Origin of the sequence: Kitasatospora setae KM-6054 (genome assembly GCF_000269985.1) — a bacterium.
In the GTDB taxonomy this organism is placed as follows: domain Bacteria; phylum Actinomycetota; class Actinomycetes; order Streptomycetales; family Streptomycetaceae; genus Kitasatospora; species Kitasatospora setae.
Window position 1 is genome coordinate 3,514,908 of the sequence record NC_016109.1, and the last position, 23,188, is coordinate 3,538,095.

Annotated in this window: 27 protein-coding genes; 3 read left to right on the forward strand and 24 right to left on the reverse strand. The window is 73.5% G+C overall.

Annotated features, from left to right (window positions below; translation table 11 throughout):
• Window positions 1-47: 47 nt before the first annotated feature.
• Genes KSE_RS15365 through tsaB form a run of 4 tightly spaced genes read right to left on the reverse strand, consistent with a single transcriptional unit; the run spans window position 48 to window position 2,594 of the window.
• Entirely contained in the window at window positions 48-308 is a 261-nt protein-coding gene (locus tag KSE_RS15365; RefSeq protein WP_014136237.1) for a hypothetical protein, read from the reverse strand.
• A complete protein-coding gene (gene tsaD / locus KSE_RS15370) occupies window positions 305-1,393 on the reverse strand; it encodes a tRNA (adenosine(37)-N6)-threonylcarbamoyltransferase complex transferase subunit TsaD (RefSeq protein ID WP_014136238.1) in 1,089 nt (362 codons plus the stop codon). The genes KSE_RS15365 and tsaD overlap by 4 nt, the downstream gene beginning before the upstream one ends.
• Window positions 1,386-1,892 (reverse strand): ribosomal protein S18-alanine N-acetyltransferase, encoded by a 507-nt coding sequence (gene rimI, locus KSE_RS15375; protein WP_014136239.1) that lies wholly within the window; start codon window positions 1,890-1,892, stop codon window positions 1,386-1,388. The genes tsaD and rimI overlap by 8 nt, the downstream gene beginning before the upstream one ends.
• A 54-nt stretch (window positions 1,893-1,946) precedes the next feature.
• Entirely contained in the window at window positions 1,947-2,594 is a 648-nt protein-coding gene (gene tsaB / locus KSE_RS15380; RefSeq protein ID WP_014136240.1) for a tRNA (adenosine(37)-N6)-threonylcarbamoyltransferase complex dimerization subunit type 1 TsaB, read from the reverse strand.
• A gap of 178 nt (window positions 2,595-2,772) precedes the next feature.
• Between tsaB and KSE_RS15385 the strand changes: the two genes are divergently transcribed.
• On the forward strand, window positions 2,773-3,342 hold the full coding sequence (locus KSE_RS15385; RefSeq protein ID WP_033257965.1) for a L,D-transpeptidase: 570 nt from the start codon (window positions 2,773-2,775) through the stop codon (window positions 3,340-3,342).
• Window positions 3,343-3,387: 45 nt separating this feature from the next.
• On the opposite strand, the gene KSE_RS15390 is transcribed toward KSE_RS15385, so the two are convergent.
• The 7 genes from KSE_RS15390 to glmS form a co-directional block, all read right to left on the reverse strand.
• Window positions 3,388-3,597 carry a hypothetical protein gene (locus KSE_RS15390; RefSeq protein WP_033257966.1) on the reverse strand — a complete coding sequence of 70 codons (210 nt, stop codon included), beginning with the start codon at window positions 3,595-3,597 and terminating at the stop codon, window positions 3,388-3,390.
• Window positions 3,598-3,699: 102 nt separating this feature from the next.
• On the reverse strand, window positions 3,700-4,212 hold the full coding sequence (tsaE, locus tag KSE_RS15395; protein ID WP_014136242.1) for a tRNA (adenosine(37)-N6)-threonylcarbamoyltransferase complex ATPase subunit type 1 TsaE: 513 nt from the start codon (window positions 4,210-4,212) through the stop codon (window positions 3,700-3,702).
• 50 nt (window positions 4,213-4,262) lie between these two features.
• Complete coding sequence (locus KSE_RS15400) at window positions 4,263-5,408, reverse strand: alpha/beta fold hydrolase (RefSeq protein ID WP_051055237.1); 1,146 nt, start codon at window positions 5,406-5,408, stop codon at window positions 4,263-4,265.
• Window positions 5,409-5,411: 3 nt separating this feature from the next.
• Window positions 5,412-6,596: an alanine racemase gene (gene alr, locus KSE_RS15405; protein ID WP_014136244.1), complete on the reverse strand. Its 1,185-nt coding sequence runs from the start codon at window positions 6,594-6,596 to the stop codon at window positions 5,412-5,414.
• A 140-nt stretch (window positions 6,597-6,736) separates the two neighbouring features.
• Window positions 6,737-8,191: a bifunctional ADP-dependent NAD(P)H-hydrate dehydratase/NAD(P)H-hydrate epimerase gene (locus tag KSE_RS15410; RefSeq protein ID WP_014136245.1), complete on the reverse strand. Its 1,455-nt coding sequence runs from the start codon at window positions 8,189-8,191 to the stop codon at window positions 6,737-6,739.
• 101 nt (window positions 8,192-8,292) lie between these two features.
• Window positions 8,293-8,661, reverse strand: coding sequence for a holo-ACP synthase (locus KSE_RS15415; protein ID WP_033257967.1), 369 nt, complete (start codon window positions 8,659-8,661; stop codon window positions 8,293-8,295).
• 63 nt (window positions 8,662-8,724) lie between these two features.
• Window positions 8,725-10,581: a glutamine--fructose-6-phosphate transaminase (isomerizing) gene (glmS, locus tag KSE_RS15420; RefSeq protein ID WP_033257978.1), complete on the reverse strand. Its 1,857-nt coding sequence runs from the start codon at window positions 10,579-10,581 to the stop codon at window positions 8,725-8,727.
• A 99-nt stretch (window positions 10,582-10,680) separates the two neighbouring features.
• Between glmS and coaA the strand changes: the two genes are divergently transcribed.
• A complete protein-coding gene (coaA, locus tag KSE_RS15425; protein ID WP_014136248.1) occupies window positions 10,681-11,673 on the forward strand; it encodes a type I pantothenate kinase in 993 nt (330 codons plus the stop codon).
• 46 nt (window positions 11,674-11,719) lie between these two features.
• On the opposite strand, the gene glmM is transcribed toward coaA, so the two are convergent.
• The 4 genes from glmM to KSE_RS15445 all read right to left on the reverse strand — a co-directional run bounded on the left by glmM (window position 11,720) and on the right by KSE_RS15445 (window position 16,109).
• Window positions 11,720-13,084, reverse strand: coding sequence for a phosphoglucosamine mutase (gene glmM, locus KSE_RS15430; RefSeq protein WP_033257968.1), 1,365 nt, complete (start codon window positions 13,082-13,084; stop codon window positions 11,720-11,722).
• Between the two features lie 139 nt (window positions 13,085-13,223).
• Window positions 13,224-13,730, reverse strand: a complete 507-nt coding sequence (rpsI, locus tag KSE_RS15435) for a 30S ribosomal protein S9 (protein ID WP_014136250.1) — start codon at window positions 13,728-13,730, stop codon at window positions 13,224-13,226.
• Window positions 13,731-13,777: 47 nt separating this feature from the next.
• Entirely contained in the window at window positions 13,778-14,221 is a 444-nt protein-coding gene (gene rplM, locus KSE_RS15440; RefSeq protein WP_014136251.1) for a 50S ribosomal protein L13, read from the reverse strand.
• Between the two features lie 229 nt (window positions 14,222-14,450).
• Window positions 14,451-16,109 (reverse strand): ABC-F family ATP-binding cassette domain-containing protein, encoded by a 1,659-nt coding sequence (locus tag KSE_RS15445; RefSeq protein WP_014136252.1) that lies wholly within the window; start codon window positions 16,107-16,109, stop codon window positions 14,451-14,453.
• A gap of 106 nt (window positions 16,110-16,215) precedes the next feature.
• On the opposite strand from KSE_RS15445, the gene KSE_RS38475 reads away from it, so the two are divergent.
• Entirely contained in the window at window positions 16,216-17,325 is a 1,110-nt protein-coding gene (locus tag KSE_RS38475; protein WP_051055239.1) for a hypothetical protein, read from the forward strand.
• 42 nt (window positions 17,326-17,367) lie between these two features.
• Here KSE_RS38475 and truA read toward each other — a convergent pair whose 3' ends face one another.
• The 9 genes from truA to map form a co-directional block, all read right to left on the reverse strand.
• Complete coding sequence (gene truA / locus KSE_RS15455) at window positions 17,368-18,246, reverse strand: tRNA pseudouridine(38-40) synthase TruA (RefSeq protein ID WP_033257980.1); 879 nt, start codon at window positions 18,244-18,246, stop codon at window positions 17,368-17,370.
• Between the two features lie 121 nt (window positions 18,247-18,367).
• Window positions 18,368-18,892 carry a 50S ribosomal protein L17 gene (gene rplQ / locus KSE_RS15460; RefSeq protein WP_014136255.1) on the reverse strand — a complete coding sequence of 175 codons (525 nt, stop codon included), beginning with the start codon at window positions 18,890-18,892 and terminating at the stop codon, window positions 18,368-18,370.
• Window positions 18,893-19,018: 126 nt separating this feature from the next.
• The gene (locus tag KSE_RS15465) at window positions 19,019-20,041 is read right to left on the reverse strand and encodes a DNA-directed RNA polymerase subunit alpha (RefSeq protein ID WP_014136256.1); all 1,023 of its coding nucleotides are present in this window, start codon (window positions 20,039-20,041) and stop codon (window positions 19,019-19,021) included.
• Window positions 20,042-20,174: 133 nt separating this feature from the next.
• Window positions 20,175-20,582, reverse strand: a complete 408-nt coding sequence (gene rpsK, locus KSE_RS15470; protein ID WP_014136257.1) for a 30S ribosomal protein S11 — start codon at window positions 20,580-20,582, stop codon at window positions 20,175-20,177.
• A 72-nt stretch (window positions 20,583-20,654) separates the two neighbouring features.
• Window positions 20,655-21,035 (reverse strand): 30S ribosomal protein S13, encoded by a 381-nt coding sequence (rpsM, locus tag KSE_RS15475; RefSeq protein WP_014136258.1) that lies wholly within the window; start codon window positions 21,033-21,035, stop codon window positions 20,655-20,657.
• A 174-nt stretch (window positions 21,036-21,209) separates the two neighbouring features.
• Window positions 21,210-21,323, reverse strand: a complete 114-nt coding sequence (rpmJ, locus tag KSE_RS15480; RefSeq protein ID WP_003956441.1) for a 50S ribosomal protein L36 — start codon at window positions 21,321-21,323, stop codon at window positions 21,210-21,212.
• 35 nt (window positions 21,324-21,358) lie between these two features.
• A complete protein-coding gene (gene infA, locus KSE_RS15485) occupies window positions 21,359-21,580 on the reverse strand; it encodes a translation initiation factor IF-1 (protein WP_003956442.1) in 222 nt (73 codons plus the stop codon).
• Between the two features lie 165 nt (window positions 21,581-21,745).
• Window positions 21,746-22,180 (reverse strand): large conductance mechanosensitive channel protein MscL, encoded by a 435-nt coding sequence (mscL, locus tag KSE_RS15490; protein ID WP_014136259.1) that lies wholly within the window; start codon window positions 22,178-22,180, stop codon window positions 21,746-21,748.
• Window positions 22,181-22,288: 108 nt separating this feature from the next.
• Window positions 22,289-23,125 carry a type I methionyl aminopeptidase gene (gene map, locus KSE_RS15495; protein ID WP_014136260.1) on the reverse strand — a complete coding sequence of 279 codons (837 nt, stop codon included), beginning with the start codon at window positions 23,123-23,125 and terminating at the stop codon, window positions 22,289-22,291.
• Window positions 23,126-23,188 lie beyond the last annotated feature (63 nt).

Below are 23,188 nucleotides of genomic sequence, written 5' to 3' on the forward strand. Positions count from 1 at the left end.
CATGTGTGTCGATGTTCCAGGACGCACGCTACCTGCCGGCCGGTTGCCTACCCGACATCGGTGCGGGTGAAGGTCCAGCGGTGCACCGGGCGGGCCAGCAGGCCCGCGGGCGGGTCCGGGACCGGCCCGGGCTCGCCGGCCCAGAGCGCGATCAGCAGCACCCGCTCGCCGGGCGCGGTGAACAGCTCGACGCGTTCCAGGCCGGCCGCGCCGCGCACCGCGGGCAGCGCGGACTCCCGCGCCCAGGCGTGCAGTTCGGCGCCCCGGCCGTCGGCCGCCCGGGCCTCCCACATCGCCGCCAGGGTCACTTCAGCGCCTCGTGCGCGTGCGCGTGGACGTGCCCGTGCCCGTCGCCCGGGACGTGGGTCTCGGTGACCGGCAGCGAGGAGTCCGCGGACAGGTCGAGGGAGGACGGGGCGCGGTCGCGCCAGACCATCTCGGCGCCGAGCGCCGCGACCATCGCGCCGTTGTCGGTGCACAGGCCCGGCCGCGGCACCCGCAGCACGATGCCCGCCCGGTCGCAGCGCTGCTGGGCCATCTCGCGCAGCCGCGAGTTGGCCGCCACGCCGCCGCCGATCATCAGGTGGTCGACGCCGTTGTCCTTGCAGGCCCGCACCGCCTTGCGGGTCAGCACGTCGGTGACCGCCTCCTGGAAGGACGCCGCGACGTCCGCCACCGGCACCGGCTCGCCGGCCCGCCGCCTGGCCTCCACCCAGCGCGCCACGGCGGTCTTCAGGCCGGAGAACGAGAAGTCGTACGCCGGGTCCCCGGCGTTGTTCAGGCCGCGCGGGAAGGCGATCGCCTTCCCGTCGCCCTCCCGGGCCATCCGGTCCACCACCGGGCCGCCGGGGAAGCCCAGGCCGAGCACCCGCGCCACCTTGTCGAACGCCTCGCCCGCCGCGTCGTCGATGGTCGCGCCCAGCGGCCGCACGTCGGCGGTGATGTCGCTGCTGAGCAGCAGCGAGGAGTGCCCGCCGGAGACCAGCAGCGCCATCGTCGGCTCCGGCAGCCGGCCGTGCTCCAGCTGGTCGACGCAGATGTGCGAGGCCAGGTGGTTCACCCCGTACAGCGGCTTGTCCAGCGCCCACGCGTACGCCTTGGCGGCGCTCACGCCGACCAGCAGCGCGCCCGCCAGGCCGGGGCCCGCGGTGACCGCGATGCCGTCCAGGTCGGCCGCCTTGATCCCGGCGGTGTCCAGCGCCCGCTGGATGGTCGGGACCATCGCCTCCAGGTGCGCCCGGCTGGCGATCTCCGGGACGACGCCGCCGTACCGGGCGTGGTCGTTGACGCTGGACGCGACCGCGTCGGCCAGCAGCGTGGTGCCGCGGACGATGCCGACGCCGGTCTCGTCGCAGGAGGTCTCGATGCCGAGGACGAGGGGTTCGTCAGCCATGGTGATGATCCTTCAGATCGCTTGCGTCACTTGCGTCAGTTGCGGCGGTCTCGTCGGCCGCCAGGTGGTCCAGCCGCATCACCAGCGCGTCCACGTTGGCGGGCTGGTAGTAGCCCCGCCGGACCCCGACCGGCTCGAACCCGAACCGCTCGTACAGCCGCTGCGCGCGCAGGTTGTCCACCCGCACCTCCAGCAGCAGTTCGGCGCAGCCCCGGCGGACCGACTCCGCCGTCAGCTCCGCCAGCAGCAGCGCGCCGAGGCCCGCGCCCTGGTGGTCGGCGTCGACCGCGATGGTCTGCACGTCGCCGTCCGGGCCGACCGCCATCAGGCCCGCGTAGCCGACGACCGTCCCGTCCGGGTCGACCGCCACCACGTAGTGCCGGCTGCCGCCCGGGAACGCCTCGGCCAGCTCCGACCAGTACATCCCGCGCGACCAGGCGTCCTCGGGGAACAGCCGGTGCTCCAGCACCATCACCGGCTCGATGTCCCACCAGCGCATCGGGCGCAGCGCGTACCTAGCCACGCCGGCCGGCCGTTCCGGCCCCCGCGGGCGTCATGCCGGGAGCACCGGCTTGTAGCCGGCCGGGACCTGGGCGTCCGGCCGCCGCAGGTACAGCGGGGCGTTCGGCAGCAGGGCGCGGCCGGCGGCCAGCTCGCGGACCGCGAAGTCGGCCAGCGCGCCCGCCGAGACGTGCTCGGGGCCGCTGGCGGCCGGCAGGCCGTACAGCAGGGCGCCCGCGCCGACCGTCCGGTCGCCGGGCTCGATCTCGGCCGGGCGGTCCACGGCGGGGCCGCTCACCCGGGCGCCGGCGGCGTCGTACGAGGCCCAGTAGACCTCCTTGCGGCGGGCGTCGGTGGCCGCGGTGAAGGCCCCGGTCAGTCCCTCGGCGCGGGCCTGGTGGGCGATCGCGTCGAGGGTGCAGACGCCGTGCACGGGCAGGCCGAGGGCGTCGCCGAGCGCGGCGGCGGTGACCAGGCCGACCCGCAGGCCGGTGTACGGGCCGGGGCCGACGCCGACCGCGAGGCCGGTCAGGTCGCGCTTGTCCGCCCCGGCGGCGCGCAGCACGGCCGCGATGGTGGGCAGCAGCAGTTCGCCGTGCCGCCGGGCGTCGACCTCGTAGGACTCGGCGAGCACCGACGTGCCGTCGTGGACGGCGGCGGTGACGGCGGGGGTGGCGGTGTCGAAGGCGAGGAGGAGCACGGGTTCAAGGTTAGAGGGTCCGCCCCCGGGCCCCGCACCGCGCCCGCGGCGGCCGGGCCCGGGCCGGGCTCCGGCCGGGAACACACGATCGGAAGAGGCCGGAACGGCGGGCCGCACCTGGCACGATGGGCTTCGCTGAGGTTGAGGCGGTGCCGGCGCGGAGCGTTGAGGAGCGGACGTGGCGAAGCTTGGTCCTGGTGTGGTGGTCGGCGGGCTGACCCTGGGCGCCATGGCGGTGATCGGGCTGCTGGCCTTCCAGGCGAACGGCGCGTCCTCGCGCGCGGTCGCGGCCGTGCCGTCCGCGTCGAGCGCGGCCCCGTCGGCGTCCGCCTCGGAGAGCGGCAGGCCGCCCGCGCCGCCGCTGCCCGCCGAGTCCGGCGCGGGCCTGCGGGTGGTGTACTCGCTCCAGCAGCAGCAGGTCTGGCTGGTCGACCCGAAGAAGCCGAACCCGGTGGTGGCCTCGTTCAAGGTGGTGCCGGGCAACACGCTGCCGCCGGTCGGCACCTACAGCGTGGCCAGCCGGACGGCCGCGGGCAACGGCACCGACGGGCGGCAGATCGAGCACGTGGTGCGGTTCGCCCAGCAGTCCGGCACGGTCTTCGGGTTCAGCGCGCTGGTCGACGAGAAGGCGCCGGCCCCGTCGGTGGACCCGAAGACGAAGACCGGCGGCATCCGGGCCTCCCGGGCGGACGGCCAGTCGCTGTGGGACTTCGCGCCGAACGGCACCCGGGTGGTCGTGGTCGCCTGACCCGGGCCAGGCCGGGCCGGGCGCGCCCGGCCCGGCGGCGCGGCGCTACGCGGCGCGACGCTCCGGCGGGGTGGAGACGGCCTCGGCGGCCCGGCAGGACGCCAGCAGGGCGCGCATCGGCACGGGCGCGGGGGCCGCGACGGGCTCGGCGGCTGCGGCGGGCTCGGCGGCTGCGGCGGGCCGCTCCGGGGCGGGGACGGGCGCGGGCGTCGGTTCCGGACGGCCCGGGGTGTCCGCGGGGGGTGTGCTCGGCATCGGGCGCCTCCCTAGTTAGGCATACCTAACCTGCTGGCGCCATCCCATCACGCCCGCGCGGTGCGCCGCAACCGTTTCCCGACACGGTGTCGGAAACCCGGGTCAGTTCTCACCCAAACCGGTGAGGTCCGCGCCGTCCCAGCGGCCGCCCAGCCCGGTGAGGACGACCCGCCGCCCGTCGGCCGCCTCGTCCAGCGCGTCGACCGCCTCGCCGCCGAGGGTCCGCTCGATCCGGATCTCCAGCCGGTTCTCGGAGAGCTCCTCGACCTTGCCCTCGCCCCACTCGACGACGACCACCGACTCGGGCAGCGACACGTCCAGGTCGAGGTCCTCCATCTCGTCCAGGCCGCCGCCCAGCCGGTACGCGTCGACGTGCACCAGCGCGGGGCCGCCGGTCAGCGAGGGGTGCACCCGGGCGATCACGAAGGTCGGCGAGGTGACCGCGCCGCGCACGCCCAGGCCCTCGCCGAGGCCGCGGGTCAGCGTGGTCTTGCCCGCGCCCAGCTCCCCCGACAGCAGCACCAGGTCGCCGGGGCGGAGCAGGGCGGCGAGCCGCCGGCCCAGGCCGGTCATCCGCTCCGCGGTCTCGACGGTCAGCGTGGTCTGCGTACCCATGGCGTCCTTCTCCGATCGTTGCGGCCACCCCTAAGGTGCCACACCCCGGTTCAGCCCTCCGCCAGCGCCCGGACCGCCTCGGGCAGCGGGCCCGTCCCGGCGTGCCCGGCGGCGCGCTCCAGCAGCGCGGCGAGCTCGCGGTCGACGGTGCCGGGGCGCTCCAGCATGACCAGGTGGCCGGCGCCCTCGACCAGCACCAGCCGGGCGCCGGGGAGCGCGGCGGCGATCGCCTCGGAGTACTCGGGCGGGGTCAGCAGGTCCTTGGTGCCGGCCAGCACGAGCACCGGCAGGCCGTCCAGGGCGGGCAGCGCGGCCAGCTTGTCGTGCGCGGAGAAGGCCGGGTAGAACTCGGCGACCACGTCGATCGGGGTGGCGTCGAGCAGCTGCTCGGCGAACCGGGCGACCGACGGGTCGACGTCCGCGCTGCCGAACGAGAACCGCCGGTAGAACACGGCGGCCAGGTCGGAGCCCCAGCGCCGGGTCGCCTCGACCAGGTCGACCTGGCGGCCGAGCGCCCTCATCACCCCGGGCGCGACCCGCTTGACCACCTTGGCGCCGACCGCGGGCAGGCCCAGCGGCACCGCGTCCCAGCCGCCCGCCAGGGTGCCGACCAGGGCGACGCCCGCCACCCGGCCGTCCGGGCCGAACAGGTCGGGGCGCCGGTCGGCGAGCGCCATCACGGTCATCCCGCCCATCGAGTGCCCGACCAGCACGACCGGGCCGTCCGGGACGACCGCGTCCAGCACCGCTTCGAGGTCGGCGCCGAGCAGGTCGATCGAGGCGCCCTCGCCGGCCAGGTACGCGCGGGAGCGCTCGGAGCGGCCGTGGCTGCGCTGGTCCCAGAAGACGGTGCGCAGCGCGCCGCGCAGCGCGGCCCGCTGGAAGTGCCAGCTGTCCTGGTTGAGGCAGTAGCCGTGGCAGAACACCACGGTGGGGCCGGGCGCGTCCCCGTCCGGCTCGTCGACCTCGACGTACAGCTCGGTGCCGTCGGCGGCGGGCACCGTCCGCGCGGTGCCGCGCAGCGAGCCGAAGCCGGCCGCGGCGTCCAGTTCGGCGCGGGCCCGCTTGCGCATCGCCCGGCCGACGGTCAGCCGCTCGATCGCGACGCCGGCCGCGGCCCCGGCGGCCAGCACGCCCAGCGAGATGCCGATCAGCCCGGCCCGGGACACCCCGCCGGAGGAGGACTCGTCAGCCACCGGTCACCCCCGGGATCCGCCGACGTAGCGCCGCGGGACCCGTCCCCCGATCCGGGTGATGATCTCGTAGGCGATGGTGCCGCAGGCCCGCGCCCAGTCCTCGGCGGTGGGCTCGCCGCGCTCGCCGGAGCCGAACAGCAGCACCTCCTCGCCGACGTCCGGCAGGTCGCCGCCGAGGTCGACGACGAACTGGTCCATCGCGACCCGGCCGGCCACCCGGTACCAGCTCGACCCGATCTGCACCGGGCCGGTGTTGCTGGCGTGCCGCGGCACGCCGTCCGCGTAGCCGAGCGGCACCAGGCCGAGCGTGGTCGGCCCGGAGGTCGTGTAGTGGTGCCCGTACGAGATGCCGTGGCCGCCGGGGACCCGCTTGACCAGCGCCAGCCGGGCCGCCAGCGACATCACCGGCCGGAGCCCGAAGTCGGCGGGCGCGCCGACGTCCGGGACGGGCGACAGGCCGTACATCGCCAGGCCGGGCCGGACCAGGTCGTAGTGCGACTGCGGCAGCAGCAGCGTCGCCGGGGAGTTCGCCAGGTGCCGCACCTCGGGGTCGACACCGGTCCGCTCGGCGAACGCCAGCGCCTGCGCGAACGAGTCGAGCTGGGCCTGGATCGAGGGGTGGCCGGGCTCGTCGGCGGCCGCGAAGTGCGACCAGACGCCGACCACCCGCAGCAGGCCGGCCGCCTGCGCCTTGACGGCGTTCTCCACCAGGTCCGGCCAGTCGTGCGGCTGGCAGCCGTTGCGGCCCAGGCCGGTGTCGGCCTTCAGGTGCACCCGGGCCGGGACGCCGGTCTCGCGGACCGCGGCGAGCAGCTCGTCCAGCGCCCACTGGCCGCTGATCGAGATGTCCACCGACTCGCGCAGCGCCCGCGCCCACGGGCCGCCCGGCGTCCACAGCCAGCACAGGATCCGGGCCTGCTCCGGGCCGATGCCCGCCGCGCGCAGCGCCAGCGCCTCCTCCGGGGTCGCCGTGCCGAGCCAGCCGGCCCCGGCGGCGACCGCCTCGCGGGCGCAGCGCAGCGCGCCGTGCCCGTAGGCGTCGGCCTTGACCACGGCCATCAACTCGGCCCCGCTGGTACGGGCACGCAGCGCCGCCAGGTTGTCGCGCAGCGCGGCCAGGTCGACGGTGGCCTCGGCGCGGGCCCCCTGGGCCAGGGCGGGCGTCCCGGTGGTGTTCGCAGTCGTCATCGCGTATCAGTCTCCCAGACAGCGGCCGGTCCCCCCATCAGGGGCACGGCCGACCGCGCGCGAGATCACCCGGCCGACCGCCTCCGGCACCTTCCACGCGGCGGGCGCCGTTCCGGTTCCCCGCCCCGGCCCCGGCGGTCTCAGCGGTCCCCGTCCGGGGCCCGGAGCCCCGCCCAGGCCCCGTGCAGCCCGGCGGCGACGTCCAGCGCCGTGATCGGGCCGCCGCGGCCGGCGGCCTCGCGGCCGGCCAGGCCGTGCAGGTGGGCGGCGGCGGAGCCGGCGTCCAGCGGGGTGCGGCCGGTGGCGAGCAGGGAGCCGGCCAGGCCGGCCAGGACGTCGCCGCTGCCGGCGGTGCCGAGCCAGCCGGTGCCGGTGGTGTTGACCCGGGCCCGGCCGTCCGGGTCGGCGACGACCGTCGTGGAGCCCTTGAGCAGCACGGTCGCGCCGTAGCCCGCGGCGAGCCGCCGGGCCGCCCACAGCCGCCGGGCGGCGACCTGCTCGGCGTCGGCGTCCTCGCCGAGGCCGGCGAGCAGCCGGGCGGCCTCCCCGGCGTGCGGGGTGAGCAGGACGGGCGCCGGGCGGCCGGCCGTCGCGGCCGGGCCGAGGCGGGCGAGTTCGGTGAGGGCGTCGGCGTCGGCCAGCACGGGCACGCCGGTGTCCAGCGCCTCGCGCAGGGCGCGTTCGGCGTCCGCGCCGCCGCCGGGGCCGACCACCCAGGCCTGGACGCGTCCGGCGCGGGCCGGGCCGTCCTCGGTGACCAGCGCCTCGGGGTGCCGCCGGACCACCTCGGCCGCGGCGTGCCCGGTGTAGCGCACCGCCCCGGCGCCGCCGTACAGCGCCCCGGCGACGGCCAGCACGGCCGCGCCCGGGTAGCGGGCGGACCCGGCGGCGACGCCGACCACCCCGCGCCGGTACTTGTCGCTCTCCGCGCCGGGGACGGGCAGCAGCGCGGCCGCGTCGGCCCGCTGGAGCGCCTCGACCGGGGCGGGCGGCAGGTCGAGGCCGATGCCGACCAGGTGGAGGGTGCCCGCGTACCGGGCGCCGGGGTCGATCAGCAGGCCGGGCTTGTGGGTGCCGAAGCAGACCGTGGCGTCGGCGCGCAGCGCGGGCCCGGCGACCTCGCCGGTGTCGGGGTCCACGCCGGACGGGACGTCCACCGCGACCACCGGGCCGCGGCGCGGCAGGGTGGCGAACGGGGCGGCGGCGGGGCGCAGCGGGCCGCGGCCGCCGAGGCCGACGATGCCGTCCAGCACCAGGTCGGCGCGGGTGAAGGCGTCCGGGTCGGCGGTGGTCCGGCCGCCGGCCGCGAGCAGCGCGGCCAGGCCGGCGGCGTGCGCCCGGGCCGGGTCGAGCAGCAGCGCCTCGGCGCGGGCGCCGCGGCGGGCGAGCCGGGCGGCGGCGAGGAGCGCGTCCCCGCCGTTGTCCCCGGAGCCGGCCAGCACCAGCACCCGGCTGCCGTACACCCGGGGCAGCAGCCCCGCGCAGACCGCCGCCAGGCCGGCGGCGGCCCGCCCCATCAGCGTCCCCTCCGGCAGCCGGGCGATCAGCGCGGCCTCGGCGGCCCGGACCTGCTCGGCGGTGTGGGCGTGGCGCATGGCGGGTTCTCCTCTGCGGCGGGGGGGAACTGCGGGCGGGCCGGCGGTCGCGGTCGGAACCCCGGCGGGACGACCGTACCGGCGGGCTCCGGCGGGGGCGGCTACCCCTCGGCGATGACCACGGCCGAGGCGACGCCCGCGTCGTGGCTGAGGGAGACGTGCCAGGAGGTGACGCCGAGCGCGGCGGCGCGGGCCTCGACGGTGCCGGTGACGTGCAGGACGGGGCGGCCGGAGTCCTCGACGCGGACCTCGGCGTCCTCCCAGCGCAGGCCGGGCGGGGCGCCGAGGGCCTTGGCGACGGCCTCCTTGGCGGCGAACCGGGCGGCGAGCGAGGCGGTGCCGCGGCGCTGGCCGGAGGGGAGGGTGAGCTCGGTGGGGGTGAAGAGCCGTTCGGCGAGCCCGGGGGTGCGTTCCAGGGACCGCCCGAACCGTCCGATGTCCGCCACGTCGATGCCGACCCCGATGATCACGTCCCGCTCCTTCGTCCGCGCCCGGGGGTGGCCGTCCACCCCCGGGCAGGGAGGATACGCGGGCTACTCGACCGTGACGGACTTGGCCAGGTTGCGCGGCTGGTCGACCTCGTGGCCCTTGGCGGTGGCCAGCTCGCAGGCGAAGACCTGGAGCGGGACGGTGGAGACCAGGGGCTGGAGCAGGGTCGGGGTGACCGGGATCCGGATCAGGTGGTCGGCGTAGGGGACGACGGCCTCGTCGCCCTCCTCGGCGATCACGATGGTCCGGGCGCCGCGGGCCCGGATCTCCTGGATGTTGGAGACGATCTTGTCGTGCAGGATCGAGCGGCCGCGCGGCGAGGGCACCACCACGACGACCGGCAGGCCCTCCTCGATCAGGGCGATCGGGCCGTGCTTGAGCTCGCCGGCGGCGAAGCCCTCGGCGTGCATGTAGGCGAGCTCCTTGAGCTTGAGCGCGCCCTCCATGGCGACCGGGAAGCCGACGTGCCGGCCGAGGAAGAGCACCGAGCGGGCGTCGGCCAGCGAGCGGGCCAGCGCGCGGACCGGCTCCATGGTGCCGAGCACCTGCTCGACCTGGCGGGGGGCGTCGCCGAGCTCGCGGATGACCGAGGAGATCTCGTCGCCCCACTTGGTGCCGCGGACCTGGCCGAGGTAGAGGGCGACCAGGTAGCAGGCGACCAGCTGGGTGAGGAACGCCTTGGTGGAGGCGACCGCGACCTCCGGTCCGGCGTGCGTGTAGAGGACGGCGTCGGACTCGCGCGGGATGGTCGAGCCGTTGGTGTTGCAGATCGCCAGCACCTTGGCGCCCTGCTCGCGGGCGTGCCGCAGCGCCATCAGGGTGTCCATGGTCTCGCCGGACTGCGAGATGGCGATGACCAGGGTGCGGTCGTCCATGATCGGGTCGCGGTAGCGGAACTCGCTGGCGACCTCGACCTCGCAGGGGATCCGGGTCCAGTGCTCGATCGCGTACTTGGCGATCATGCCGGCGTGGAACGCGGTGCCGCAGGCGACGATCACCACCTTGTCGACCTCGCGCAGCACCTGGTCGGGGATGCGCAGCTCGTCGAGGGTGAGCCGGCCGTCGGTGCCGATCCGGCCGAGGAGGGTGTCGGCGACGGCCTTCGGCTGCTCGGCGATCTCCTTGAGCATGAAGTAGTCGTAGCCGCCCTTCTCGGCGGCGGAGGCGTCCCAGTCGACGTGGTACTCGCGGACCTCGGCGGGAGTGCCGTCGAAGTTGGTCACCGTGACGCCCTCGGGGCGCAGCTCGACGACCTGGTCCTGGCCGAGCTCGATGGCCTCGCGGGTGTGCGCGATGAACGCGGCGACGTCCGAGGCGAGGAAGTTCTCGCCGTCGCCGACGCCGACCACCAGCGGCGAGTTGCGGCGGGCGCCGACCACCGTGCCCGGGGCGTCGGCGTGCACCGCGACGAGGGTGAAGGCGCCGTCGAGCTGGCGGCAGACCGCGCGCATGGCCTCGGCCAGGTCGCCGTCGTACGCCTCGGCGAGCAGGTGGGCGACGACCTCGGTGTCGGTCTCGGAGCGGAGGGTGTGGCCCCGGTCGGCGAGGTCGGCGCGCAGCCGCGCGAAGTTCTCGATGATGCCGTTGTGGACGACCGCGACCTTGCGGTGGTCGTCGAGGTGGGGGTGGGCGTTGGCGTCGGTGGGACCGCCGTGGGTGGCCCACCGGGTGTGTCCGATGCCCGTGGTGCCGGCCGGGAGAGGGGTTTCGGCCAGCGACTTCTCGAGGTTGACGAGCTTTCCGGCCCGCTTGTCGGTGGAGAGCAGCCACTGCCCGGCCGCCCCCTCGGTCTGCACCGCGACGCCGGCCGAGTCGTACCCTCGGTACTCCAGCCTCCGCAGACCCGCGATCACTACGTCGAGGGCCTCCTGAGGGCCCGTATATCCAACAATTCCGCACATGTGCGCCAGCATAAGTGCGGTTGTTCGGCCCTCGGTACGTCGGGTGAGCACACCGGGTGACCGACACCACAACACCCGGCGGCCCGGGGACGGCCCACAATGGACACCGTGCTGACCGAACTCTGTACGAAGGGTGCGCCGCCCGCGCCCACTCCCTCCCCGTACGTGGATCTGGACCGCGCCGAGTGGAGCGCGCTGCGCGAGCGCACCCCGCTGCCGCTCACCGCCGACGAGGTCGAGCGCCTGCGCGGACTCGGCACGGCGCTGGACCTCGACGAGGTCCGGGACGTCTACCTGCCGCTGTCCCGGCTGCTCAACCTGTACGTCCACGCCACCCACGAGCTGCGCGGCGCGGTCGGCTCGTTCCTCGACACGCCGGACACCGAGCGGGTGCGCACCCCGTTCATCATCGGCGTGGCCGGCTCGGTCGCGGTCGGCAAGTCGACCACCGCCCGGCTGCTGCAGGCGCTGCTGGCCCGCTGGCCCGAGCACCCGCGGGTGGAGCTGGTCACCACCGACGGCTTCCTGCTGCCCAACGCGGAGCTGCGCCGGCGCGGCCTGATGGCCCGCAAGGGGTTCCCGGAGTCGTACGACCGGCGGGCGCTGATGCGCTTCGTCGCCGACGTGAAGGCGGGCAAGGAGCGGGTCACCGCGCCGGTCTACTCGCACCTGGTCTACGACATCGTGCCGGGCGAGCGGCTGGTGGTGGAGCGCCCGGACATCCTGATCGTCGAGGGCCTGAACGTGCTCCAGCCCGCCCTGCCGGGGACGGACGGGCGGACCCGGATGGCGGTCGCCGACTACTTCGACTTCTCGATCTACGTGGACGCCCGCACCGACGACATCGAGGCGTGGTACCTGGACCGCTTCCGCAAGCTGCGGCAGACGGCGTTCCAGGACCCGAACTCGTACTTCCGGCGCTTCACCGAGGTGCCGGAGGAGGAGGCGATGGACTACGGCCGCCAGGTCTGGCGGACCATCAACAGGCCGAACCTGCTGGAGAACGTGCTGCCCACCCGGGGCCGGGCCACCCTGGTCCTGCAGAAGGGGGCGGACCACAAGGTCCGCCGGGCGCTGCTGCGCAAGCTCTGACCGCGCGGGCCGGGGGCGGCGCGCCGCCCCCGGCCCGGAGCCGGGCTCAGCCCAGGTGCAGCCGGACGGCGTCGGCGAGCCGCTGGCAGACGTCCTGCGCCTGCGCGTGGCCGACCGCCTCGACCATCACCCGCACCAGCGGCTCGGTGCCGGACTTGCGCAGCAGGACCCGGCCGGTGCCGCCGAGCTCGGCCTCGGCCTCGGTGACGGCGAGCTGCAGCTCGACGCAGGACTCGACCCGGTTCTTGTCCACGCCCTTGACGTTGATCATGACCTGCGGGAGCCGGGTCATCACGGCGGCCAGGTCGGCCAGCGGCTGCTTGGTGGCGGCCAGCCGGGCGCCCAGCATCAGGCCGGTCAGGGTGCCGTCGCCGGTGGTGGCGTGGTCCAGCAGGATCACGTGGCCGGACTGCTCGCCGCCGAGCGCGTAGCCGTGGTGCTTCATCTCCTCCAGCACGTACCGGTCGCCGACCGCGGTCTGCACCAGGCCGACGCCCTCGCGCTCCATCGCCAGCTTGAAGCCCAGGTTGGACATCACGGTGGCGACCGCGGTGTTGCGGCGCAGCGTGCCGGCCTCCTTCATGGCGACCGCGAGGATCGCGATGATCTGGTCGCCGTCGACCTCGTTGCCGTCCGCGTCGGCGGCCAGGCAGCGGTCGGCGTCGCCGTCCAGGGCGATGCCGAGGTCGGCCTTGTGCTCCTTCATCGCGGCGCACAGCTTGTCCAGGTGGGTGGAGCCGACGCCGTCGTTGATGTTCAGGCCGGTCGGCTCGGTGCCCAGGGTGTAGACCACCTCGGCGCCGGCCCGGGCGAAGGCCTCGGGGGCGACCCGGGCGGCCGCGCCGTGGGCGCCGTCGATGACGACCTTGACGCCGTCGAGCCGGTTCGGCAGCACCGCGACCAGGTGGGCCACGTACCGGTCGAAGCCCTCGTTGTACTGGCGGACCCGGCCGACCGCCGCGCCGGTGGGGCGGTTCCAGCTCTCGTCGCCGGCGCCGTAGCGGCGGTAGTGCGCCTCGATGGCGTCCTCCAGCGCGTCGTCCAGCTTGTGGCCGCCGCGGGCGAGGAACTTGATGCCGTTGTCGGGCATCGCGTTGTGGCTGGCGGAGAGCATCACGCCGAAGTCCGCGCCGAGCGCGCCGGTCAGGTAGGCGACGGCGGGGGTCGGCAGCACGCCGACCCGGAGCACGTCCACGCCGGCCGAGGCCAGGCCGGCGATCACGGCGGCCTCCAGGAACTCTCCGGACGCCCGCGGGTCCCGGCCGACCACGGCCACCGGGCGGTGGCCCTCGAAGGCGCCGGCGTCGCCCAGCACGTGGGCGGCGGCCACCGACAGGCCCAGGGCCAGCTCCGCGGTCAGGCTCTCGTTGGCCACCCCGCGTACGCCGTCCGTACCGAAGAGTCGTGTCATGTTCGCGTTCGTCCCGTCCTGTCGCGCCGCTGGTGCGGGGCTGGTGTGGTAGCGCCGCCCGGACTCCGCACCGGCCCGGGAGGCACAACGCCCCGGAGCACAGGAGTGCTCCGGGGCGAGGATCGCATGAAGGGTGCGATTAGCGCTTGCTGTACTGCGGGGCCTTGCGGGCCTTCTTGAGACCGGCCTTCTTGCGCTCGACGGCGCGCGAGTCGCGGGTCAGGAAGCCGGCCTTCTTGAGCGCGGCGCGGTTGTTGTCCACGTCCGCCTCGTTCAGCGCACGGGCCACGCCGAGGCGCAGCGCGTAGGCCTGACCGGAGACGCCGCCGCCGGCGATGCGGGCGATGACGTCGTAACGGCCGTCCAGCTCCAGGAGCTTGAAGGGCTCGTTCACGGTCTGCTGGTGCACCTTGTTGGGGAAGTAGTTCTCCAGGGTGCGACCGTTGATCTTCCACTGGCCGGTGCCGGGGACGATGCGCACGCGGGCGATCGCCTCCTTGCGGCGGCCGAGGCCGGCGCCGGGGACGGCCTCGCCGAAGCGGCCGGCCAGCGACTCGGTGGTGTACTCGGTCTCGGTGGTGTACTCGTCGACGTTCTCGTCGTCGAATTCGACCTCGAGGGTGCTCTCGATGGCAGTCTCGGCCACGGTGTTCCTCAGCTCTTCTACGTCAGTTGGGGTGTGGGTGGCCGGAATTACTGCGCGACCTGGGTGATCTCGAACGGCACCGGCTGCTGCGCAGCGTGCGGGTGCTGGTCGCCCGAGTAGACCTTCAGCTTCGAGAGCATCTGACGGCCCAGGCTGTTCTTCGGAACCATGCCCTTGATGGCCTTCTCGACGGCCTTCTCCGGGTTGTTCGCGAGCAGGTCGTCGTAGCGGACCGAGCGGAGACCGCCCGGGAAGCCGCTGTGGCGGTAGGCCAGCTTCTGGGTCTTCTTGTTGCCCGAGAGGTGCACCTTGTCGGCGTTGATGATGATGACGAAGTCACCAGTGTCAACGTGCGGCGCGTAGATCGCCTTGTGCTTGCCCCGCAGGAGGTTGGCGGCCTGGGAGGCCAGGCGGCCGAGCACGACGTCGGTCGCGTCGATGACGTGCCACTGACGCTGGACGTCGCCGGGCTTGGGGCTGTACGTACGCACGGTCGTAGCCTTCGCTTTTCAGTGAGTGGGTCCTGACAGGAGCACCAAGGCCCGGGGCCTCCAGCCGATCCGCCCGGACGCAATTCGGGCAGCCGCTGGAGTTCGGCCTGTCGTCTCCGGCGTACCGACCTCTCACGTGAGATAGAGCGAGCCAATACGCACAACAGCGGCCAACCTTACCGGGCCGGTGGGGTGGAATCCAAACCGGCCCGGCGCGACGGGTTTCGGATCAGCGGTCGCGGACGACCCGGGTCTCGTCCCAGACCGGCTCCGGGGCCTCGTACACCCGGCCGTCCGAGCCGAACACCAGGAAGCGGTCGAAGCTGCGGGCGAACCAGCGGTCGTGGGTGACGCACAGCACGGTGCCGTCGAACGCCTCCAGGCCCTGCTGGAGCGCCTCGGCGCTCTCCAGGTCCAGGTTGTCGGTGGGCTCGTCGAGCAGCAGCGCGGTGGAGCCGGACAGCTCCAGCTTGAGGATCATCAGCCGGGCCTGCTGGCCGCCGGAGAGCGACTCGAACTTCTGCTCCTCCTGCCGGTCCAGCTCGTAGCGGCGCAGCGCGGACATCGCCGCGCCGCGGGAGAGCGCGTGCTCCTCCTCGACGATCGAGCGGACGGTGCGGCCGAGCAGCTCGGGGTGGGCGTGGGTCTGCCGGAAGTGGCCGGGGACCACCCGGGCGCCGAGCTTCCACTCGCCGCCGTGCCGCACCGCCGCGTCGCCGGCCAGCAGCCGCAGGAAGTGCGACTTGCCGGAGCCGTTGGAGCCCAGCACGGCGACCCGCTCGCCGTAGAAGACCTCCAGGTCGAAGGGCTTCATCAGGCCGGAGAGCTCCAGGCCCTTCATGGTGAAGGCCCGCACGCCGGTGCGGCCGCCCTTCAGCCGCATGGTGATGGACTGCTCGCGCGGCGGCGCCTCGGGCGGGCCGGCGTCCTCGAACTTCTTCAGCCTGGTCTGCGCGGCGGCGTACCGGGAGGCCATCTCGTGGCTGACCGCGGCGGCCTGGCGGAGCGTCACCACCAGCTTCTTCAGCTTGGCGTGCTCCTCGTCCCAGCGCCGGCGCAGCTCCTCGAAGCGCTCGAAGCGGGCCTTGCGGGCCTCGTGGAAGGTGTCGAAGCCGCCGCCGTGCACCCAGACGCTGGAGCCGGTCGCGCCGGACTCCACGGCGATGATCTTCTCGGCGGTGCGGGAGAGCAGCTCGCGGTCGTGCGAGATGTACAGCACGGTCTTGTTGGTGGCCCGGATCGCCTCCTCCAGCCAGCGCTTGCCCGGGACGTCCAGGTAGTTGTCCGGCTCGTCGAGCAGCAGCACCTCGTCGGGGCCGCGCAGCAGCGCCTCCAGCACCAGCCGCTTCTGCTCGCCGCCGGAGAGCGTGTTCAGGCCGCGCCACTGGGCCCGCTCGAACGGGACGCCGAGGGCCGCCACCGTGCAGACGTCCCAGTCGGCCTCGTACTCGTAGCCGCCGGCGTCCGACCAGTCGGAGAGCGCCTGGGCGTAGGCCATCTGCGACTTCTCGTCGTCCTGGGCGATCATCGCGAGCTCCGCGGCGTCCACCGCGCGGGCCGCGTCGGCGATCCGCCGGGGGGCGACCGAGACCAGCAGGTCGCGCACCGAGGCGTCGGCGGGCAGCGCGCCCGGGGCCTCCTCGGTGCTCTCCCGGCCGGTGGTGCCGACGAACTGGCGCATCACCCCGAGGCCGCCGCTGACGGTCACCGAGCCGCCGTGCGGCTGGGTGTCGCCCGCGATCATCCGCAGCAGCGTGGTCTTGCCGGCGCCGTTCGCGCCGACCAGGGCCACCGCGGCGCCCTCGCCGACCCGGAAGGACGCGTCGTCGAACAACACCCGCCCGTCCGGCAGGTAGTACTCAAGGTGCGAGATCTCGACATGTCCCATGCCCAGGGATTGTGCCAAGCGATCCGCCCGGCTCCCAACCCGATTACCCGGCCATCCCGCCCATCCCCTCCGGCCGGACCACCCCGATGCCCTATTATTCGCGCCTATGAGCGATGGGTCGGCGAACCTCCCCGAGTCCGGCGAACAGCCGCCGCAGCAGCCCGCTGCGCCGCAGTTCCCGCAGTCCCCGCAGCCCCCGCAGCAGGGCGCTGTGCCGTACCAGCAGCAGCCCTACGCCGCCGGGCAGCCGCAGCCGGCGCCGTACGCGTACCCGCAGCAGCAGTACCAGCAGCAGGGGCCGGCCGGCTACGGCTACCCGCCGCAGGACGGCTACGGCTACCCCGGGCCGCTCCAGGCGCCGCCCGCGCAGGGCGGTCCGAACGGGCCGAGCGGGCCGGACTGGCAGGCGCTCGCCGAGGACAACGAGAGCGCCCGGCGCCGCCGCAAGCGGCTCTGGTCGATCGGCGCCGGCGTCCTCGCGCTGCTGGTGGTCGGCGGCATCGTCACCACCACCGTGCTGCTCTCCGGCAAGGGCGACAAGCCGGTCGCCGACCCGACCCCGACCGCCGCGCCCTCGCCGTCCGAGACGCTGCCGAGCACCGCCGTCGACGTGCTCAGCGACACCAAGTACGACACCGCGCCGATCAACGCCGCCGCGCTGTTCCCGCAGGACCAGATCACCGTCAACGGCCGGACCTACACCAGGTCGGTGACCAGCAACACCAAGCTCAACCACTGCGAGGAAGCGGTCACCCCGGACATCGGGCAGATCCTGGTGACCAACAAGTGCCTGCACATCCACCGGGCCACCTACACCGACGGCACCCTCGGCATCACCGTCGCCATCGCCGACCTGCCGGACAAGGCCGCCGCCGGCCGGGCCCGGGACGCCGGGGCGGGCAGCGTGCTCTCGCTGACCGCCACCAAGCAGCCGTTCTGCCAGAACGTGACCTGCGTCACCAACCAGGCGGTGTACGGGCGCTACCTCTACCTGACGGTGGCCGGGCCGCTCGGCAACGCCCCGGTCCCGAGCGGCGACACCAGCGCCTCGCAGGCCGCCCGCGACATCTCCGACTACGCCCAGGCCATCCTGCTCGCCCGCGGCCAGCAGGCGCTGTCCACGCTGCAGCAGGGCGGGGCCTCGGCGAGCCCCGGCGCGTCGGCGAGCGCCGGCGCCTCGGCGAGCGCCCGCGCGTCGGCCTCCCCGAGCCGGTGAGCCCGGCGGGCCGGCCGGGCTCACCGGCCGGCCCGGGCCCGGTCAGCCGGCGGGCGTCGGCGCCGGCAGCGTCCGCAGCCGGCGGGAGATCCGGTTGCGCTCGGCGAGCTGCTCGTCGGCCGGGTAGCCGACCTCCTCCAGGGTCAGCCCGTGCGGCCGGATCACGTTGACCGCGGAGTCGCGCACCCCGCCCGCCAGCACCTTCCCCGGGAACTCCACCGGCCGGTGCCCGTCGCCGACCAGCAGCATCGCCCCGACCAGCGCGCGCACCATGTTGTGGCAGAACGCGTCCGCCCGCACGGTGGCCACCGCGAGCGAACCCTCCTGGGCCGCGTACGGGTCGATCGGCACCCGCTCCCAGTGCAGCTCCAGCAGGGTGCGGATGGTGGTCGCGCCCTCCCGCTTCTTGCAGTACGCGGCGAAGTCGTGCTCGCCGACCAGCAGCCGGGCCGCCTCGTTCATCTTCTCCAGGTCCAGCGGCCGGTCGTGCCAGAGCACGTGGCCGCGCAGCAGCGGGTCGACCCCGCCCGGGTGGTCGGCGACCCGGTACGCGTAGCGCCGCCAGATCGCCGCGAACCGGGCGTCGAAGCCGTGCGGCGCCTCGGCCACCCGGTACACCCGGACGTCGGCGGGCAGCCGCCCGGCGAGCCGGCGCAGCAGCTTCTCCCCGTGCTGGGCCCAGAGCGCGTCCGGCAGGTCGACGTGCGCGACCTGACCGCGGGCGTGCACCCCGGCGTCGGTGCGGCCCGCCACGGTCAGCGGGAAGTTCTCCTCGCTGCGCAGCACGATCCGCAGCGCGTCCTCCAACTCGCCCTGCACGGTGCGCCGTTCGCGCTGCCGGGCCCAACCGGAGAACTCCGCGCCGTGGTAGGCGAGGTCCAGCCTGATCCGGGTGTGCCCGTCCGCCGGGCCGTCCTTCACCGGCGGCAGCTCCGCGCAGTCGTTCACCACTCCAACTCCCCTGTCTCACTGCTGGGATGCGAACGGGCCCGCTCCCCCGGTGGACGGGAGAACGGGCCCGGTCGGAGACCTACCTGAGTACTCAGGCCTCGGTGGTCTCGGCGGCCTCGTCGGCCTTGGTCTCCTCGGCCTCGGCGGCCTTGGTCTCGGCGGCCTCGGCGGCCTTGGTCTCGGCGGCCTTGGTCTCGGCCTCCTTGACGGAGCGCTTGGTGGCGGCCTCGGCCTCGGCGACGGTCGCCTTGGTGGCGATCTCGCCCTCGACCAGCTCGATCACGGCCATGGGCGCGTTGTCGCCGCGACGGCCGCCGATCTTGGTGATGCGGGTGTAGCCGCCGGGGCGGTTCTCGAACCGCGGGGCGATCTCGGTGAAGAGGGTGTGCAGGACCGACACGTCGGTGATGGTCTTGCGCACCAGGCGACGGTTGTGGATGTCGCCCTTCTTCGCCTTGGTGATCAGCTTCTCCGCCAGCGGGCGCAGGCGACGGGCCTTGGCCTCGGTGGTGGTGATGCGGCCGTACTGGAACAGCTCGCGGGCCAGGCCGGCCAGCAGCAGCGGCTCGTGGGACGGGCCGCCGCCGAGACGGGCACCCTTGGTGGGACGGGGCATGTTCAGCTCCTCGAATCTCCGCCTACGGCCGTACCAGGTACCGCGGCGGGCGTGCGGACACCGCGTCCGCACGACTTCTCACGCCACCCGGGGCGGTCCGGCGAGGACCGCCCCGGGTGTCGAAACTCAGTACTGCTCGGTCTCCGCGTAGCCCTGGTCGTCCAGGTCGTCGGCGCCGAAGGCGTCGGCGGCGGCGGTCGGGTCGAACCCGGGCGGGCTGTCCTTGAGGGCCAGGCCCATGCCGGCCAGCTTCGCCTTGACCTCGTCGATCGACTTCGCACCGAAGTTGCGGATGTCGAGCAGGTCGGCCTCCGAGCGGGCGACGAGCTCACCCACGGTGTGGATGCCCTCGCGCTTGAGGCAGTTGTAGGAGCGGACGGTGAGTTCCAGCTCCTCGATCGGCAGCGCCAGGTCCGCGGCCAGGGCGGCGTCCGTCGGGGACGGGCCCATGTCGATGCCCTCGGCGTCGACGTTCAGCTCGCGGGCCAGGCCGAACAGCTCGACCAGGGTCTTGCCCGCCGACGCCATCGCGTCGCGCGGACGCATGGCCGGCTTGGTCTCGACGTCGACGATCAGCTTGTCGAAGTCGGTGCGCTGCTCGACACGGGTCGCCTCGACCTTGTAGGTGACCTTGAGCACCGGGCTGTAGATGGAGTCGACCGGGATCCGGCCGATCTCCTGGCCCGAGGCCTTGTTCTGCACGGCGGAGACGTAGCCGCGACCGCGCTCGACGGTCAGCTCCATCTCCAGCTTGCCCTTGCCGTTCAGCGTGGCCAGGACCAGCTCGGGGTTGTGCACCTCGACACCGGCCGGGGGCGCGATGTCGGCGGCGGTGACCACACCCGGACCCTGCTTGCGCAGGTACATCACGACCGGCTCGTCGTGCTCCGAGGAGACGACCAGCTGCTTGATGTTCAGGATGAGGTCGGTGACGTCCTCCTTGACGCCCGGCACGGTGGTGAACTCGTGCAGGACGCCGTCGACCCGGATGCTGGTGACAGCGGCGCCCGGGATCGAGGAGAGGAGCGTGCGGCGGAGCGAGTTGCCGAGGGTGTAGCCGAAGCCCGGCTCCAGCGGCTCGATCACGAACCGCGAGCGGAACTCGTCGACGACCTCTTCGGTCAGCGAAGGACGCTGAGCGATCAGCATGTTCTGGATCCTCCAGTTGTCTCCGGCACCCACTATTTGATGCCGATAGAACTCAAGCGTACGGGGTCCTGCACGAAACAGGACCCCGTACGAGGTTTAAAACACCACCCGCCTGGTGACCCCAGGCGTCGCGTCAGACGCGGCGGCGCTTCGGCGGACGGCAGCCGTTGTGCGGGGTGGGGGTGACGTCCTGGATCGAGCCGACCTCCAGGCCGGTGGCCTGGAGCGAGCGGATCGCGGTCTCACGGCCGGAGCCCGGACCCTTGACGAAGACGTCGACCTTGCGCATGCCGTGCTCCTGCGCGCGACGGGCAGCGGCCTCGGCGGCCATCTGCGCGGCGAACGGGGTGGACTTGCGCGAGCCCTTGAAACCGACGTGGCCGGCCGAGGCCCAGGAGATCACGTTGCCCGAGGGGTCGGTGATCGAAACGATGGTGTTGTTGAACGTGCTCTTGATGTGGGCGTGCCCGTGAGCGACGTTCTTCTTCTCCTTGCGGCGGATCTTCTTCGCGCCGGCAGCCTGACGACCCTTGGGGGGCATAAGTCTGTTCTCCTACTGAGGTGGTCGGTCCGCTGACCCGCGGGCCGGAGGGATGTCCGGTGACGGGACGGACTACTTCTTGCCCGGCTTCTTCTTGCCGGCGATCGCGCGACGCGGGCCCTTGCGGGTACGCGCGTTGGTGTGGGTGCGCTGGCCGCGGACGGGCAGACCGCGACGGTGGCGCAGGCCCTCGTAGCAGCCGATCTCGACCTTGCGGCGGATGTCGGCGGCGACCTGGCGGCGGAGGTCACCCTCGACCTCGAAGTTCGCGTCGACGAACTTCTGCAGCTTGACGAGGTCGTCCTCGCTGATGTCGCGGACGCGGATGTCACCGCTCACGCCGGTCTCGGCGAGCGCCAGCTGCGCGCGGGTCTTGCCGATGCCGTAGACGTAGGTGAGGGCGATCTCGATCCGCTTCTCGCGGGGGAGATCAACGCCGGAAAGGCGTGCCATTCAAGGCTCCTGTGGTTCTTCTCAGAGGTCTGACGTGCCGCCTACTCGCTGTCTCTCGACAGGGAGCCCCGGCCTCTGACCGGGGGTGGCAGTCCGTCCTTCCGGACGGATCGGGCGGCCCGCTTATGACGTGGTGCGCGTCGCGCGAAGGTCCTACGAGAAATGCGGGGGTGATCAGCCCTGGCGCTGCTTGTGGCGCAGGTTGTCGCAGATCACCATGACCCGGCCGTGACGGCGGATCACCTTGCACTTGTCGCAGATCTTCTTGACGCTCGGCTTGACCTTCATGACTCAGGTTCTCCGGGGTCTAGATCTGGCGGTTGTTACTTGTAGCGGTAGACGATCCGGCCGCGGGTCAGGTCGTAGGGGCTGAGCTCCACCACGACCCGGTCATCCGGGAGGATGCGGATGTAGTGCATGCGCATCTTGCCGCTGATGTGCGCGAGGACCTTGTGACCGTTCTGCAGCTCGACCTTGAACATCGCGTTCGGAAGAGACTCGATCACGGTGCCCTCGATCTCAATGGCGCCTTGCTTCTTAGCCATGAACTGCGAGATCCACCCTTCGGGTCCGGCTACCGTATGCGGAACGCTCGTGCGAACCAGGCTTCACCTCGGCCCGGACAGTGTCCATTGGGCTGAGGGCGTGCCGAAACACGCTACGAGAGAGCCGACGCACCATCGTAAACCAAGCACCGTGCCGGAGCGAAATCAGCGCTTCGCGGCGATCTGGACCGGCACCAGCGGCTCCACCACGGCGGTGCACGCCGAGCAGCGGCGGGCCGCCTCCGGGATCTCGGTCAGGCACTCGGGGCAGGGGCGCTTCGGCGTGGCCGGCTTCTTCGGCAGGTACCGCGCGGTGGCCTTGGAGACCGGCAGCACCACGCAGAAGTACAGCACCGCGGCGGTCAGCACGAACGCGATCAGCACGTTCAGGAACTGGCCGTACGGGAAGATGACGCCCGCGGCGTGGAACTTGTAGGCGCTGAAGTCGCCGGCCGCGCCGACCACCACGCCGAGCACCGGGGTCAGGAAGGCGCTGACGAAGCCGGTGACCACGCCGGTGAACGCGGCACCGATGACCACACCGACGGCCATGTCGATGACGTTGCCGCGCATCATGAAGTCGCGGAAGCCCTTGAGCACTGTCTCTCCCCTGGGTAGCTGCAGGTGTCCGCTGATGAAAATAGGACAAGGAGCCCGGAGGTCCAAACCCCCGGGCTCCGCTGAGAGAAGCGACTCACTCCCGCCCGGTCAGCCCAGCGGGTCCGGCGCCGCGGTGACGCCCAGCTTGGCCAGCTCGGCCCGGCCGCCGTCGAAGGCGGTCAGCACCAGCGGGCCCTGCTCGGTGATCGCGACCGAGTGCTCCCAGTGCGAGGCCCAGGTGCCGTCGGTGGTGACGACCGTCCAGTCGTCGGCCAGCACCTCGGTGTGCGGGGTGCCGAGCGAGACCATCGGCTCGATCGCCAGCACGGTGCCGGGGACGAGCTTCATGCCCTTGCCGCGGCCCGCCACGTAGTTCAGCACGTGCGGCTCCATGTGCATCGCGGTGCCGATGCCGTGGCCGCCGTAGCCCTCGGTGATGCCCCACTTGCCCTTCGGGGGCAGCGGCTGGCGCCGGATGAAGCCCTCGATCGCCCGGGAGACGTCGACCAGCCGGTTGCCCTTCTTCATCTGGGCGATGCCGGCCCACATCGAGCCCTCGGTGACCCGCGACAGCATCACGTTCTCGGCGGCGGTCTCGCCGACCGCCACGGTGATCGCCGCGTCGCCGTGCCAGCCGTCCAGGATCGCGCCGCAGTCGATCGAGATCAGGTCGCCGGCCTTCAGCACCCGCTCGCCGGGGATGCCGTGCACGACCTCCTCGTTCACCGAGGCGCAGATCACGCCCGGGAACCACAGGCCGCCGTGGTCGGCGCGGAAGTTCGAGGTGGCGCCGTGCTTGGCGATGACCGCGTCGGCGACGTCGTTCAGCTCCCCGGTGGTCACCCCCGGGGCGACCGCCTCGCGGGCGGCCTTCAGCGCCTCGGCGACGACCAGCCCGGCCGCCCGCATCTTCGCGATCTGCTCGGGGGTCTTGATCTCCACCATCTGGTCAACGCCTTCCACGTTCTGACTTCGGGACTGCCCTCCACCGTACGACGCACGAGACGG

What these genes read in the sequence shown, in the direction of transcription:
- tsaD (WP_014136238.1), bottom strand. Translation starts at nt 1,393, where the DNA reads ATGGCTGACGAACCCCTCGTCCTCGGCATCGAGACCTCCTGCGACGAG.
- rimI (WP_014136239.1), bottom strand. Translation starts at nt 1,892, where the DNA reads ATGCGCTGGTGGGACATCGAGCCGGTGATGGTGCTGGAGCACCGGCTG.
- KSE_RS15390 (WP_033257966.1), bottom strand. Translation starts at nt 3,597, where the DNA reads ATGCCGAGCACACCCCCCGCGGACACCCCGGGCCGTCCGGAACCGACG.
- tsaE (WP_014136242.1), bottom strand. Translation starts at nt 4,212, where the DNA reads ATGGGTACGCAGACCACGCTGACCGTCGAGACCGCGGAGCGGATGACC.
- alr (WP_014136244.1), bottom strand. Translation starts at nt 6,596, where the DNA reads ATGACGACTGCGAACACCACCGGGACGCCCGCCCTGGCCCAGGGGGCC.
- KSE_RS15410 (WP_014136245.1), bottom strand. Translation starts at nt 8,191, where the DNA reads ATGCGCCACGCCCACACCGCCGAGCAGGTCCGGGCCGCCGAGGCCGCG.
- glmS (WP_033257978.1), bottom strand. Translation starts at nt 10,581, where the DNA reads ATGTGCGGAATTGTTGGATATACGGGCCCTCAGGAGGCCCTCGACGTA.
- coaA (WP_014136248.1), top strand. Translation starts at nt 10,681, where the DNA reads ATGGACACCGTGCTGACCGAACTCTGTACGAAGGGTGCGCCGCCCGCG.
- glmM (WP_033257968.1), bottom strand. Translation starts at nt 13,084, where the DNA reads ATGACACGACTCTTCGGTACGGACGGCGTACGCGGGGTGGCCAACGAG.
- KSE_RS15445 (WP_014136252.1), bottom strand. Translation starts at nt 16,109, where the DNA reads ATGGGACATGTCGAGATCTCGCACCTTGAGTACTACCTGCCGGACGGG.
- KSE_RS38475 (WP_051055239.1), top strand. Translation starts at nt 16,216, where the DNA reads ATGAGCGATGGGTCGGCGAACCTCCCCGAGTCCGGCGAACAGCCGCCG.
- rplQ (WP_014136255.1), bottom strand. Translation starts at nt 18,892, where the DNA reads ATGCCCCGTCCCACCAAGGGTGCCCGTCTCGGCGGCGGCCCGTCCCAC.
- KSE_RS15465 (WP_014136256.1), bottom strand. Translation starts at nt 20,041, where the DNA reads ATGCTGATCGCTCAGCGTCCTTCGCTGACCGAAGAGGTCGTCGACGAG.
- rpsK (WP_014136257.1), bottom strand. Translation starts at nt 20,582, where the DNA reads ATGCCCCCCAAGGGTCGTCAGGCTGCCGGCGCGAAGAAGATCCGCCGC.
- rpsM (WP_014136258.1), bottom strand. Translation starts at nt 21,035, where the DNA reads ATGGCACGCCTTTCCGGCGTTGATCTCCCCCGCGAGAAGCGGATCGAG.
- rpmJ (WP_003956441.1), bottom strand. Translation starts at nt 21,323, where the DNA reads ATGAAGGTCAAGCCGAGCGTCAAGAAGATCTGCGACAAGTGCAAGGTG.
- infA (WP_003956442.1), bottom strand. Translation starts at nt 21,580, where the DNA reads ATGGCTAAGAAGCAAGGCGCCATTGAGATCGAGGGCACCGTGATCGAG.
- map (WP_014136260.1), bottom strand. Translation starts at nt 23,125, where the DNA reads ATGGTGGAGATCAAGACCCCCGAGCAGATCGCGAAGATGCGGGCGGCC.